Origin of the sequence: Nocardia salmonicida (genome assembly GCF_036142455.1) — a bacterium.
Taxonomy (GTDB): Bacteria; Actinomycetota; Actinomycetes; order Mycobacteriales; family Mycobacteriaceae; genus Nocardia; species Nocardia salmonicida.
In genome coordinates this window covers 1670769-1683683 of record NZ_CP108014.1, presented here as the reverse complement: position 1 = coordinate 1683683, position 12915 = coordinate 1670769, and the positions used below count along the sequence as shown (strand labels likewise).

At 64.8% G+C, this 12915-nt stretch carries 10 protein-coding genes and 2 pseudogenes; 7 read left to right on the top strand and 5 right to left on the bottom strand.

From position 1 onward, the window contains the following. The first annotated feature begins 154 nt into the window (after positions 1-154). Entirely contained in the window at positions 155-520 is a 366-nt protein-coding gene (locus OHS03_RS07995; RefSeq protein WP_328664130.1) for a VOC family protein, read from the top strand. 57 nt (positions 521-577) lie between these two features. On the opposite strand, the gene OHS03_RS07990 is transcribed toward OHS03_RS07995, so the two are convergent. After that, on the bottom strand, positions 578-1945 hold the full coding sequence (locus tag OHS03_RS07990; protein WP_328661988.1) for an FAD-dependent oxidoreductase: 1368 nt from the start codon (positions 1943-1945) through the stop codon (positions 578-580). A gap of 151 nt (positions 1946-2096) precedes the next feature. Here OHS03_RS07990 and OHS03_RS07985 point away from each other — a divergent pair, with 151 nt between their 5' ends. Further along, entirely contained in the window at positions 2097-2660 is a 564-nt protein-coding gene (locus tag OHS03_RS07985) for a TetR/AcrR family transcriptional regulator (RefSeq protein ID WP_328661986.1), read from the top strand. A gap of 64 nt (positions 2661-2724) precedes the next feature. On the opposite strand, the gene OHS03_RS07980 is transcribed toward OHS03_RS07985, so the two are convergent. Together OHS03_RS07980 and OHS03_RS07975 are read right to left on the bottom strand one after the other, a co-directional pair. Then, positions 2725-3270 carry a hypothetical protein gene (locus tag OHS03_RS07980; RefSeq protein WP_328661984.1) on the bottom strand — a complete coding sequence of 182 codons (546 nt, stop codon included), beginning with the start codon at positions 3268-3270 and terminating at the stop codon, positions 2725-2727. A 76-nt stretch (positions 3271-3346) separates the two neighbouring features. Further along, positions 3347-3559, bottom strand: a complete 213-nt coding sequence (locus tag OHS03_RS07975; protein WP_328661982.1) for a hypothetical protein — start codon at positions 3557-3559, stop codon at positions 3347-3349. Between the two features lie 220 nt (positions 3560-3779). Here OHS03_RS07975 and OHS03_RS07970 point away from each other — a divergent pair. After that, positions 3780-3920: pseudogene (locus tag OHS03_RS07970) on the top strand (aromatic-ring hydroxylase C-terminal domain-containing protein); the annotation flags it as partial. Positions 3921-3965: 45 nt separating this feature from the next. On the opposite strand, the gene OHS03_RS07965 reads toward OHS03_RS07970, so the two are convergent. Continuing rightward, a complete protein-coding gene (locus OHS03_RS07965; RefSeq protein ID WP_328661980.1) occupies positions 3966-4811 on the bottom strand; it encodes a winged helix-turn-helix transcriptional regulator in 846 nt (281 codons plus the stop codon). Positions 4812-4923: 112 nt separating this feature from the next. On the opposite strand from OHS03_RS07965, the gene OHS03_RS07960 reads away from it, so the two are divergent. Beyond that, the gene (locus OHS03_RS07960; protein WP_328661978.1) at positions 4924-6207 is read left to right on the top strand and encodes an MFS transporter; all 1284 of its coding nucleotides are present in this window, start codon (positions 4924-4926) and stop codon (positions 6205-6207) included. Positions 6208-6466: 259 nt separating this feature from the next. Further along, positions 6467-7648: an acyl-CoA dehydrogenase family protein gene (locus OHS03_RS07955; protein ID WP_328664128.1), complete on the top strand. Its 1182-nt coding sequence runs from the start codon at positions 6467-6469 to the stop codon at positions 7646-7648. A gap of 612 nt (positions 7649-8260) precedes the next feature. Here the strand turns inward: OHS03_RS07955 and OHS03_RS07950 are convergent. Next, complete coding sequence (locus OHS03_RS07950) at positions 8261-10300, bottom strand: LuxR C-terminal-related transcriptional regulator (RefSeq protein WP_328661976.1); 2040 nt, start codon at positions 10298-10300, stop codon at positions 8261-8263. Between the two features lie 270 nt (positions 10301-10570). Here OHS03_RS07950 and OHS03_RS07945 point away from each other — a divergent pair, with 270 nt between their 5' ends. Both OHS03_RS07945 and OHS03_RS34775 read left to right on the top strand, forming a co-directional pair. Beyond that, on the top strand, positions 10571-11449 hold the full coding sequence (locus tag OHS03_RS07945) for a menaquinone biosynthetic enzyme MqnA/MqnD family protein (RefSeq protein WP_328661975.1): 879 nt from the start codon (positions 10571-10573) through the stop codon (positions 11447-11449). Beyond that, positions 11437-12891: pseudogene (locus OHS03_RS34775) on the top strand (class I adenylate-forming enzyme family protein); the annotation flags it as partial. The gene OHS03_RS07945 and the pseudogene OHS03_RS34775, both read left to right, overlap by 13 nt. Positions 12892-12915 lie beyond the last annotated feature (24 nt).

Genomic DNA, 12915 nt, shown 5'->3' with positions numbered 1-12915 from the left:
GAGTGACCGAGCCGCGCTCGCCGCGGAACTAGAGATGGTCACTGATCTGCAGTACTGGCTCGCGAGCCAATCTGGAACAGGCGCAAGCACTTTCGCCCGTTGTCATCGTCGATACAGTGCGGACGACGACGAACTCCGCATCTATGGTGGACCGATGGCATCGATCAAACAGATCCAAGTCACCTTCGACTGCGCAGAACCTGAGCGCCTCGCTCGCTTCTGGTCGGCGGTATTGGGATACGAGCATCGGGGTTCGGCATGCGTTGATCCCTCCGGTGTGGGTCCGCGACTGTACTTTCAGCGCGTTCCAGAAGGCAAGGTTGTCAAGAATCGGGTGCATCTCGACGTGCGGGTCGGTACCGGGCTCGTGGGGGAAGAGCGCGTCACCGCGCTCGAGACCGAATGCACACGACTGGTCGCACTCGGCGCGGTACGTGTGCGACTACTGCGTGCCGATGGCGTCAACGAGTCGTGCCTGGTGATGCGGGACATCGAGGGTAACGAGTTCTGTCTCGACTGAGTGGCCGTGAATGTGGCGCGGAGATCGTGGAACCGCTTGTTGCGAAAGGACTCTCGACTATTTCCGGCCCACGTTCAGAATGCGGCCGAGGCCTTCCAGCACCGCGCGGGCATTCGCGATACCGATGCGGGCGGCGATGTAGGGCGTGAGTAGTGCGCTGGGTTTGTCGACGAGTCCCATCACCCGGTACAGCGCGGTCGCGACCGCGGTGTCACGTTCGGCGGCGATCAGCACCGGATCGAGCGCCGCGACGGCGGCTCGGACCGGCAACGAGGCACTGGCGCTGACGTGTGGCATGGCGCCGTCGGCGATCACGGTGAGTTGCCAGGCGTTGTCGATCTCGGGCGTGACCGCGCTGTAAAACTTTGCGGCAAGGTTGTTTCCACCCCGAGCGAGGCAATCGCGCAGCACGGCCATCTGGATCGCGGCGACGGTCATGCCCTGGCCGTAGACGGGGCTGAAGCTGCACAGGCTGTCGCCGACCGCGAGCAGTCCCTCGGGGAAACGATCGAGCCGCTCATAGCGGCGGCGCAGGTTGGCCTTGTACCGGAAGGTCGAGATGTCGCCCAGCAGTTCACCGTTCTTGATGGCATCGAGTACGTCGGGCGGGGCGATCACCGCGGCGAAGTCGAGGAATCCGGCCGCGTCCTTCGGTGGTTCCTCGCCGTCGTGGCCGATCAGGGTGAGGAGGTGGCGGTTGCCTTCGACGGCGAACAGGGCGAGGGCACGCGGGGGTAGGTCGCGTACACCGATCGTGACGAGCTTGTCGTGGGGCAATGCGTTCGGCGGCAGCTGGATGAAGGCGCTGCGGTAGATGATGTCGATGGTGGTGCCTTCTTCGACCGGGCGGTCGTAGCCGAGCTTGTCCAGCCATGCGGGGACGACGCCGGCACGGCCCATCGATGCTACGACCAGGTCCGCGTCGATGGTTTCGCGCGCACCGTCGGAACGGTCCAGGATCGCGACACCGGTGATCCGTGTTCCGTCGGCGTTGACGACGGGCGCCCCGGCCTCGCACCAGTCGCGAATGGTGACGTTGGACAGCGCCTCGACACGCCTGCGCAGCTGATGCTCGAGGTGGGGGCGACTTGCCTGAAAAGCTTTGTGCCCGGTCGAAACTCGCTTGAGGGTACGGCCGGCCATGGTGAAGCGGACTTCGCGCAGCGCATCGCATTCAACCACGCCACTCGTTCGCATGTCGTCGCCGAACCCCGGGAACAGTTCCTCGAGGATGTCCTTGCCCCGCGGCAGCAGCCCGTGCACGTGGCGCCCTTGCGGGACGCCTTTTCGCGCCTCGGAATCCGGGAGCAGAGCATCTCGCTCGATCACCGTCACTCTCGAGTAGGTCTCGCTGAGCACCCGAGCGGCAAGTAGCCCGCCGATGCCCGCACCCAACACGACCGCGTGATCGCCTATTTTCGGCATGCCCGTACCTCCGAACCTCGATGTTCCGAGTCCTGTACACGGATCGATTCGCGGATCCATCACTGAGACTGAAATCGAATGTAGTCTCAGTACCGACTCGACCGCAACCGCTCGTGCCGTCCCGGAGCGAGGAGCATGCAGAATGACCGGCATGACCAATGCGACACAGTCGTCCTCGTTGCTCGCGGACACCGCTTTGGCGATGATGGCCGAGGCCGGCCTGGACGACCTGACGCTGACTGCGGTCGCTCGCCGGGCGGGCGTCTCACGCGCGACCGCCTACCGCGAGTTCGGAGACAAGAACGGACTCATCGCGGCCGTCAGCAAGATCGAAGTAGCCCGCATGATGAGCGCCGCCTACCAGGAGATCGACATCTTCACTCCGGTCCGGCAGTTGGCGAAAGACGCTGTGGTCTTTGCTATCTGCTACCTGCGCCGACACCCGGTGATCTCCCGGCTGCGCGACCAGGAACCCGGTTGGCTGATCAATGTCGCGATCGAGCACGAAGGGTCCGAGCTCAACCTGATCGAGACAGTCGGCGCCTTCATCGCGCCGCTACTGGCGGCTCGCGACGACAGTGCGTCGCTCATGGTCACCCCGGCGCAGGCCGCGGAGATCGCCGTCCGCACCGTGCTGTCGCATGTGCTGATCAAGCGCAGCAGCCTCACCGACGAACAGGTCGGCGACGCGGTGGCCCGCGCCATCAGCCGCTAGCGGATCCGATACTGCGACGTTTTGCATCATTCGTATCAGCGAATGACGCCCCGCCGGACGGAGTTCAGTGCTGGCAGAGCCATTCGGTGCCGTAGTGCCCGGCGTTGTCTCCGTCCAGGTGGACCCAGTGGCCGTCACCCTCGCAGGGTGCGCCTTCGACCTGTCCCGAGTTCTGCGGGGTGGTCGAGGGGACCTCGACCGGTGCGGGGGTTTCGGCGGGGGCCGTGGTGCCCGGGCCCGCGCCATGGTTCGGGTTGGTGCAGATCGTTCCCTCGCAGGGCACCCAGGTACCGTCGCCGTTGGGGTTCTGCATGGCGTCGGGGCCGACGTAACTGCCGAGCGGGCAGCCCGGATCTTGGTTCTTCGCGCAATATTCGGCGCCCAGGTTGTTGCCGGTGGAGCCGTCGGCGCCGCGTTGTCCCGGGTCGGTGGTCGGCTGCGGCGGGACCGAAGTCGCCGAGGCCGGGGCAGCCTTGGTCGATGAAGCGGCGGTCGTGACCGACGGCGCGGTCGTGCTGCTGGGCGCCGGCGAGGGTGTCGAGTCCGTCGAGCATGCAGCGGAACCCAGGATGAGGGCCATTCCGGCGAGAACTGTCAGCGCACGCTTCATCGAAGCTCCGTTTCAGATGGTGTCCGGCGGCAGATATCCGCCAGTGCGGATGGGGTCCTGAAGTATTCGGCGCGAGTCAGCGGCAGACGGAATCGGAGATCGCTTGTGCCGCCGGCAGCAACGGGCTGGTCTTTCCCCCGGTTACCTCGACGACAATGGCCAGCGGGTAGGCCACGACCGAGCACAAAGGCGAGGCCGGTGCGGGGGTGGCGTTCGAGACGCCGCTCGCCGCGACAGTCACTGTGGCGATCGCGCCGCCGACGAGGGCCGCACCCAACAACTTCCGCATGATTGTCCGTCCTTCGCTGGTAGCGAGACAGGCTGGAGCGCTGCCCGCTGGTCATTAACCAATAGATTGCCACAGCCCATAGGGTGTTCAGTAGATTTCGAACATCAATACTTTGTCAAGCTGGCTCGCGTGGTGATCCGCCCCGCCCGGCTGGTTTGCGGACAAGTTGCGGCTCCAGTTCACCTCGTCACGCCGGCTATCCGAGTCTCAGGGGCCCCTGATGGGCTGGTGGGACCGTGTCGATGTCATCACCGATCCCACTGCGCCACTGGATGTCCCAGCCCCTCTGCTCCGCCCTGACGGCCACGTTGCCTGGATCGGCGAGCACCAGCGCTACCTGAACGACCACCTCCCCCGCTGGTTCGGCAAGCCCGCCCTCGGATTTCACCCGGGCAACGGAGCGCGATCAGCCGCGCTCGGCACCGTGCGGCCACACAACATCAACTGGGACACCTCGCTCACGCGCCAGGGCGACGACTGTCCCGGTACCGGCACGCTCGCCGACCTGGCCGTCCCACACCGCGATCATCCGATCGGCCTCGCCGACGAGGACCTCGTTGGCGGCTTCGTAGGCTTCGCGGCCCGCAGTGTCGAAGCCCATCACCCGAACCGTCGTGGCTCGCTCGATGAGCGTGTCGAACTGCGCCAGAGCGTCCGGCTTCACCTTCGCCTCTCGGTAATCGCGCGACGGCAGTACCACCTCGAGGCGGCCTCCCGCGTCGAGGACGGCTTCGGCGAACACGCTGTCGGCGCCGCGGGCGAGGCACGAGATGCCGACCGGATTCGGGGTGTCGGCGATCAGATCGGCGATTGCCGCGCGAACGATCGGGACCGTGCCGGCGGTGATGTTCGTGTGCCCGGTGACGCCGATTCGCAGTGCGCCATGGCGGCGGACCGGATCACCCGCCAGACCCTCGATGTATTCGGCTCCCCATCGGTTCAATTCGGTGACGAAGCCGCGCAGCGCTGTCCCGGTGGTGGTGAGCGAATACTCCACGCGTGGTGGGACTTCGGCGAAGGCGTGCCTGGTCACGATGCCGTCTTGTTCCAGCTCGCGCAGTTGGCGGGTGAGTACGCGCGGGGTCACCTCGCCGACCTTGCGGCGTAGTTCGCCGTAGCGCAGGGGCCCGTCGAGGAGGTATTTGACGATGGTCATCTTCCACGCGCCGCCGAGCACGGCGATGCTCACCTCGACGGGGCAGCTCCGCATCGCTCGCACAATCGGAGCCCGGATTTCGTCCTCGTCAGCCATACGCTCGATGGTATCCAACTCGTCCATATGGACAATATTGTGCATACTGTCGATCCAGTCCAGTGGTTGATAGACACGAGGGTAAGGACGTCGAGCAACGCGAAGGATTCCGGTGAGTATTTCCGAAGTCGATATCGAGCAGCGCGCGAACCGGCGGGTGCTCCGTGGTCATCCCGCATGGACAATCGTGGCCGTGGCCGCCCTCGCGCTCATCGCGGCGGGGAGCTTCGCCACGATCGCGGGCCTGATCACCGAACCGTTGGTCGAGACGAAGGGGTGGACCCGCACCGGCATCGGTGCGGCCGTCGCGGTGAACATGGTGCTCTACGGGGTGGTCGGGCCGTTCGCGGCGGCCATGATGGACCGCTACGGCATCCGCCGCGTGACGTCGTACGCACTGCTCGCGCTGATCGCGAGTTCAGTTCTCACCGCGTCGTTCACCCCGTCGGTGATCTGGTTCGTCTTATGGTTCGGCTTCGCAATCGGTATCGGGACCGGGTCGATCACCACAGTGTTCGCCGCGACGGTGGCGAACCGGTGGTTCTACCGAAAGATCGGCCTGGCCACCGGAATACTCACCGCGGCAAGCGTATTCGGCCAGTTCGCGATGCTGCCCCTACTGTCGGCGCTACTCGAACGGTCCGACTGGCGCGCACCCGTTCTCGCGTGCGGCGCCCTGGCGACGGTGGCCTTGCTCGGCGTCCTGTTCTTCCTGCGCGAGAGCCCCGCCGCGGTCGGCGCCGTCCGGTACGGCGCGGATCCGGACACCGAACCGGTCGACACGGATCGCCAGGTCAACCCGTTCGCTCGCACGATCGCCGCCCTGCTCCGCGCCGTTGGCGATACTCGATTCTGGGTTCTGGCCTCGATGTTCGCGCTGTGCGGGGCCACCACGAACGGCCTGATGTGGAGCCACTTCACACCGGCCGCGCACGATCACGGCATGGCCGCCGCCGCCGCGTCGGGCCTGCTGGCCATCATCGGCGTCGCCAATATTCTCGGCACCGTCTCCGCGGGATGGCTCACCGACCGGATCGAACCGCGGCTGCTCCTCGCGGTGTTCTTCCTCGGCCGCGGCCTGTCCCTCGCCCTCCTTCCGACCCTTTTCACCAGCGGATGGTCCCCGGACCTCGTCGTCTTCGCCGTGGTATTCGGCATCCTCGATGTCGCGACAGTGCCCCCGACACTGACCCTGTGCCGCCGCTACTTCGGCGCCGACAGCGCCCTGACCTTCGGCTGGGTCAGCGTCTTCCACCAACTCGGCGCGGGCGCGATGGCCCTCAATGGCGGCCTGATCCGCGATATCAACGGCTCCTACACTCCCCTCTGGATCACCGCTGCCCTTGCCTGCCTCACCGCGGCCGGCCTCGGAACCGCCGGCTCCCGTTTCAGATGAGTCCCGAGGTCCATCAGGTTCGCCAGCATCTCACCGGGCGAATGCTCAGTAACATAGGCCACATATAGTCGACTACTACACGATTTATGGCCAATAATTGGGATCCTCACACCAGAATGTTCATTAACTTGTTGGGCTTGCGTCGAAGGTCGGCGCGTGTTGAGGAGGCCATGATGTCCGCAGTCTTCGTCGATGTCGACCGAACGCCGTCGGAGCGTGCGCGGTGGGCGACGAGCGCCTCGATCACCGAGTGGTCGAGATGACCGGCGACGGCGTGGCGACGGCGGTCGCTGATCTGACCAAGAAGACCGAGTTGCTGGTGCGACAGCTGATCTTGCCGGTCGAGGAGCAGCACGGCGGGAATGCGCACGACCTGCCCGGCGACGTGCGGCGCGCGTTGCAGACTGCGGCGAGGACAGCGGGGGTCTTCGCTCCCCAGGTGGGTGCGGCGTTCGGCGGCCTCGGCCTGAACATGCGTGATCGCGCGCCCGTCTTCGAGGCTTCCGGGTATTCGCTGTTCGGCCCTATCGCACAGAACTGCGCAGCACCCGACGAAGGCAATATGCACCTGCTCGAACGAGTGGCGTCGCCGGATCAACAGGATCGATACCTGCTGCCCTTGGCATCCGGCCGAATCCGGTCGTGTTTCGCGATGACAGAGCCGGTGCCCGGCAATGGGTTCGACCCGTCCACCCTGAGCACGACTGCCGAGAAGACCAGGTACGGGTGGGTGATCAACGGCCGGAAATGGTTCGTCACCGGCGCCGACGGCGCCGCGTTCGCCATCGTGGTGGCGCGCACGAGTGGCGAGCCGGATTCCCGGGGCGGCGCGACGATGTTCCTCGTCGACGCGGGTGCACCCGGTTTACGGGTTCAGCACGACCGGGCGACCGTGTTCGCGCGGGAGTCGGAGTTGATCTTCGAGAATCTCGAAGTGAGCGACGATATGGTCCTGGGCGAGGTGGACCGCGGATTCGACTACGCCCAGACCAGACTGTGGAACACCAGGCTGACCAACTGCATGCGCTGGCTCGGATCAGCGCGGCGCGCTGCCGACATCGCGGTGGCGCGCGCCGCCACCCAGTCGTCATCCGGGGGCAGGCTGGGCGATCTCGGCATGGTCCAGCAGTTGATCGCCGACAACGAGATCGACATCGCGGCGTCCCGCGGATTGGTGGACCGGGCGTGCCTGTTGCTCGACGCGGGCGAGCCGTCGGCGCAGGCGACCTCGATCGCGAAGACATTCGTTGCCGAGGCGGTGGGGCGGGTGGTCGATCGGTCGCTGCAGATCTGCAGTGCGCCAGGTAATTTCGAGGACGCGCCACTGTCGTGGCTGTATCGCGAGGTTCGGCTGTTCCGCATCGACGACGGCCCCTTGGAGACTCAACGGTGGGCGATCGCACGTCGGGCGCTTCGCGCAGCCGGCGGACGGGCCTCTTGAGCACCATCTCAGTCAGGCAGACTGGGAGAATTTGTCAGATTCCGAGATCTCCCTTCGGTGCGCTAAGTTGCTATCTATTCTGGCGATGAACAGCTAGAGTATCTAGTGCAATATGGCCTAGATCACTATATATGCCGCATTGACGCAGCATGAGGACCGGGTTAAGTAATGGATCATTTCAGCGTACTCGGTGCAGAAGCAGGGAGGTCACACAGTGTCGGCAGTCGACCTATACCTGATACTCCCGAAGCCCTACCGCGTACACGGCCGCCCCGGCACGATTGTCGACAGTAGAGGCTGATGCCACTGTCTCGATCGCCTCGCCCCGAGGAACCCGACACTCACCTGCGAGTGATCAGCGCCGGCCTGGTCGTAGATTTCTGCGGTTGTCGCACCGCTGTGCGGAACTACCTGCGCGACAGGCTATCCCACCCACATCCCTCTATCGTCGCCATAGAGATCCGCGACGGGCTTCTCCCGAACCGGCGAATGCCCTGCGAGGTGCTGTGGCTGGACCCGTGATCGAAATCCCGATGAGCTCTGTCCGACTGCCGGTTCCTCGAATCGGGACACCGTCTCCCTAACACAGAGCGCTACCGGTTCCGGGTCGGTCTACTCGCCGCCGCCATCCGCGGGAGACGGCTGGACCAGAAATCGCAGTTCGGTGCGCCTTTTGACGCGCAGCTTCCGATAGACGTGCGTCAGATGCTGCTCAACGGTGCTCATCGTGATTCCGAGTTCCACCGCGACCTCCTTGTTGCGCATCCCCGCAGCTGCCAATTCGGCGACACGGCGCTCGGCAGTACTGAGTTGCTCGGCGCCTCCCCTGACGTCGTCTTCGATCGCGACGGCCACCGGCTCCGACACACGCGATCCGCCCGCGGTGGTTTCCTTGATCAAACGGGTCGCGGTACGGCGCAGCGCTTGCGCGCGCCGAGGTTGACCGAGCGTGTCGTAGGCAACACCGAGTTCGCCGAGAGCGCGCGCAAGTTCGTACTTATCGTCGTTGTCACGGGCGATGGCGGCGGCCGACCCCAAGAGCCGCACCCGGTTCTCACCCGTGGTGGTCAAAGCCAGCAGACGCAGCGAGACCCCCCTTGTACGATGCAGTTTCGCGGTGCGTTCCAGATGCCGAAGATGTTCGTTCATGTAGTCGCCCGCGGCTTCGGGCCGACCCATTGCCAGGTAGGTTTCGGCGAGGTCGTTACGCCAGGGCACCAACTGCGGTAGGTCGAGCCCCCAGTCTCGCATCAGCGCTCCGCAGCGCTCGAAATCGGGCAGCGCGCGATCAGGATCGCCGACCGCCAGGTGGTAGTGACCTCGCGCGTGCAAATACAGCAGTCCGTATCGGGATCGGAACATCGCGTCCGGCACCGGGCGGTCGAGTTGCCTGCGGGCCTCGTCGTATTGCATGGTCGCGGTCAACCCTCGAATCAGACAGGCGAGAGGGCGCCCGATCCTGGTTCCGAGCCCCTTTGCCGACACGAGATTCAGTGCGTCGAGTCCATACTGTACGGTGTGCGGCATATCCCCCTGCCGCAGCGAGATCTCCGCACGCAAGGCGGCGAACAGCGCCTGCCAAGTGGGTGCTCGCCTGGCCACCGCCTCGGCGAGCAGAGTATCGCACCACGCGGCGGCGTCGTTGAGGTTACCGAAATGAATCAGGCCCTCCACGGCCACGACCAGCGCGTCGATCGTGGCGGCGCCGAGCCGATGGTGGTTCAGAATCAACTGGGCGGCGAAAATTGAACTCTTGTGATCCGCACCGGACATCATCCCGTGCAGGACATCGACCGCGTACTCATACGGCGAGGTCGCCGGGTCGGTCCGATCGACGGTGAAGCGTTCGGAGGCATTGCTGGGAATTGCCTGCGGATGTGTAAATTCGAGCCAGGACCACAGGAACTCGATGGTCCGATCGGGATCGTGCGTCTGCGTGGACAGTGTCAGCAAAACCTGGTGGGCGTCGCTGTCGCGGCCCTGCCACAACAAGTGGATGACCAGGGCGACCAGATACGTGGGTGCCAGCCGTTCGTTGCGGGCCGCGGCCCACAGTCGGGCGAAGTTGCGCGTTGTCACCGAGGGATTGGCCCGCCATTCCACCGACACCAGCATGGCCGCCATGGCGGTTCGATCGTCGACATGGGTAGTGGCCCGATAGGCGAGCTCCAAGAATTTTACCGCCGAGCCCGTCTCGTTATGCAAGAGCGCGGTGTCGGCGGCAGCTCGCAACACCGCCACCGCTCCGGGAAAGCGCGCATATCCGGCCTCGACGAGGAACTGCGCGACGATGCTCGGCGCCGCGCCCTGGCGGTGCAACACATCAGCGATCCGGTGGTGCAGCCACGATTTGACGTCTGGAGAGATACGATCCAACACACTGCGGCGCAGTCCGGGGTCGGGGAATCTGAACCCGGAGAGCAAACCGGAATCGCGCAGTCGGCCGATAACGCGGTCGACGATGTGGCCGTCCTCGTCGACCACCTGATTGATGAGCTCGGGGGTTGCCAGGTCATCAAGTATGGCAATTGCCTGGCAGACCAATAGCGATTCTCTACTGTCGCTGTTGAATAGGCCACCCAGCAGCCGACGATGCGCCGGAGCATCCGCCCTGTGATAATTCAACAGATGCCATACGGAAGATTTCTCCACGTGCCCCCCAGAAGGCCTTTTCGCCATGGCTCCCCCAAACTCGCAGCCCTGCACCGGAGCCTACATGGCACGTTACTACCAGCCCACTTCCCGATGCGTCAATAAGCGAAGCGACATCATCCGGTCGAGGAATTGACAGCCCGCTGCTATAGGAACCCACCCTTTAATTGAACCAACCGGTTCGTTCTCTATTACGATAGGGGAAAATTGGGGATCGACTAGGGGTTATGACAGGCGCACGTCGAGGTCCATGGTGAAAGGGGAGGAATCATGACTGAGAGCATCCTGTCACCCCTACGCATCCGGCAGGCACGGCCGCGCGTAGGCCACATCAGCTATTTGAACTGCGCGCCCTTGCTCTGGGGATTGGCGCGCACCGGTAAATTAATGGATATAGATTTGGTGAAGGGCACGCCCGACGTCCTCGGGTACGAAATCTTGGAAGGCCGCCTCGATATAAGCCCGGTGAGCCTGTCCGAATTTCTGCAACACCGAGAATTTCTGGTTCCATTATCCGAAATTGCTATCGGCAGCGATGGTCCGGTGATGTCGTGCGTCATCGTGAGCAAGGTACCGCTGGAGGAACTCAACGGTGCACGGGTAGCCCTCGGCTCGGAGAGTCGGACGTCCATTCGATTGGCCCAATTGGTGCTCGGTGAAATGGTCGGCGTGCGCGCGGAGTACTTCAACTGCAAACCCGATCTCGAATCCATGCTGGACTCGGCGTCGGCCGCGGTTCTGATCGGCGACGCGGCCCTGCGAGCGGCCACCCTCGCGCCCGTGCGATCCGGACTCACGGTGCACGATCTCGGCCAGATCTGGCGGGAGTGGACCGGACACCCCTTTGTCTTCGCCGTGATCGCGGCCCGGCGCGAGTTCGCCGCCCAGGCACCCGATCTGGTCTCAGAGGTGCATAGAGCGCTGGTCGAAGCCCGCGACCTCGCGTTGTCCGAGATCGACGAGGTCAGCCAACGGATCGCGCGCTGGGAGGACTTCGACGCCGAGTTGCTTCGGCGTTACTACACCCGCGCGCTGAAATACGACCTCGGCGATCGGCAATACGCGGGTATCGCCGAATTCGCGAGCCGTATCGGGTTGCCGAGCAATCTCGACGATCGGGTGCCACTGGATCTGTCATGGTCGATCTGAGTCCGATCGGACGCGTCCTGGCACTGTCCTCCCTCTCGGGTGAACGTATCGCGCTGTCGGTGGACGGCGCCGACACGTTCTCCTATCGCAAACTGTCCAGTCGCGTACGGGAACTCGCCGCCCACCTCGCCGACTCGGGCGTTGGGCGAGGCGACCGAGTCGGCTTTCTCGGTGGCAACTGCGCAGCCTTCGTCTCCACCTATCTGGCCTGTGCTCGGCTGGGCGCGGTATTCGTTCCGGTGAACTCGCGGCTCGAGGTGGCCGAGGTGGCGGGTGTGCTGGCCGACTGCCGACCCGGAGTGATTGTCGCCGAACCCGATCGACACGCGCACGTACGAGAGGCGAGTACGGGCCTGGTCCCCCGGCCCGTACTGATCGACCCGGAGATGATCGAGCATGCGTCCTGCGCACAGTCCACGGATCCCGTCGTCCTGGGCGAGGAGGATCTCGCCATGCTGGCCTACACTTCGGGCACTACGGGACGACCCAAAGGCGTACGGATCACCCACGGCGCGCTCTGGTGGAATTGCCTCAACCTGGACCTGGCAGTGCCTGCCACCGCACAGGACGTGACGCTGGTGGTGGCACCCATGTTCCACACCGCGACGTTCGGCTGTTTCCTGCTACGCGGGCTCCTGCGCGGAGGGACCGCACTGGTGCGGCGCTCCTTCGTCCCTGAACAGTTTCTGGCTGATCTCACCTCAGGCCGGGTGACGACCGTCTTCGCTGTCCCCGCCATGTACCAGGCTGTCACCACACTGCCGGAGTTCACCTCGGCCGACTTCGCGGGGGTGCGGGCGGCCGTCACCGCGGGCGCGCCAGCCCACCCTGGGCTCTTGGACTCCTACCGCGACCGTGGCCTGGTGCTGCAGCAGGCCTACGGACTCACCGAAACTCTCTTCGCCACCTGTGCTCCACTCCCGGATCAGCACGAGCGCGACGATTCGGTGGGGCCGGTCCTGCCCTATACCCAGATGCGACTGGTCGATATCGACACCGGCTCCGAGATTACCGAAGCCGGCGGTCTCGGCGAGATCTGTCTGCGCGGCCCCACTGTCACCGACGGGTACTGGCGCGCGCCCACCGGCACCGCCGCGACGCCGTTCGACGCCGACGGCTGGTTCCACACCGGCGATGTCGGATTCCTGGACGCTCGCGCGGAGCTGCGGCTGGTGGACCGGATCAAGGACATGATCCTGGTGGGCGGCGACAACGTGTATTCCGCCCAAGTGGAGCAGGTGATTTCTCGGTTTCCCGGAATTCTGGAAGTGGCCGTGGTCGGCACGCCCGATCCGCATGCGGGCGAGCGAGTCGTCGCCGTGGTCACCAGTGCCGAGCACACCACGCTGACCCTGAGCCAATTGCGCGGCTTCTGCGCGGGCGAACTCGCGGAGTACAAGCTACCGACACAGCTTGTCGCGGTATCCGAATTGCCCAGGACCAGCACCGGCAAGATCGACAAGGTC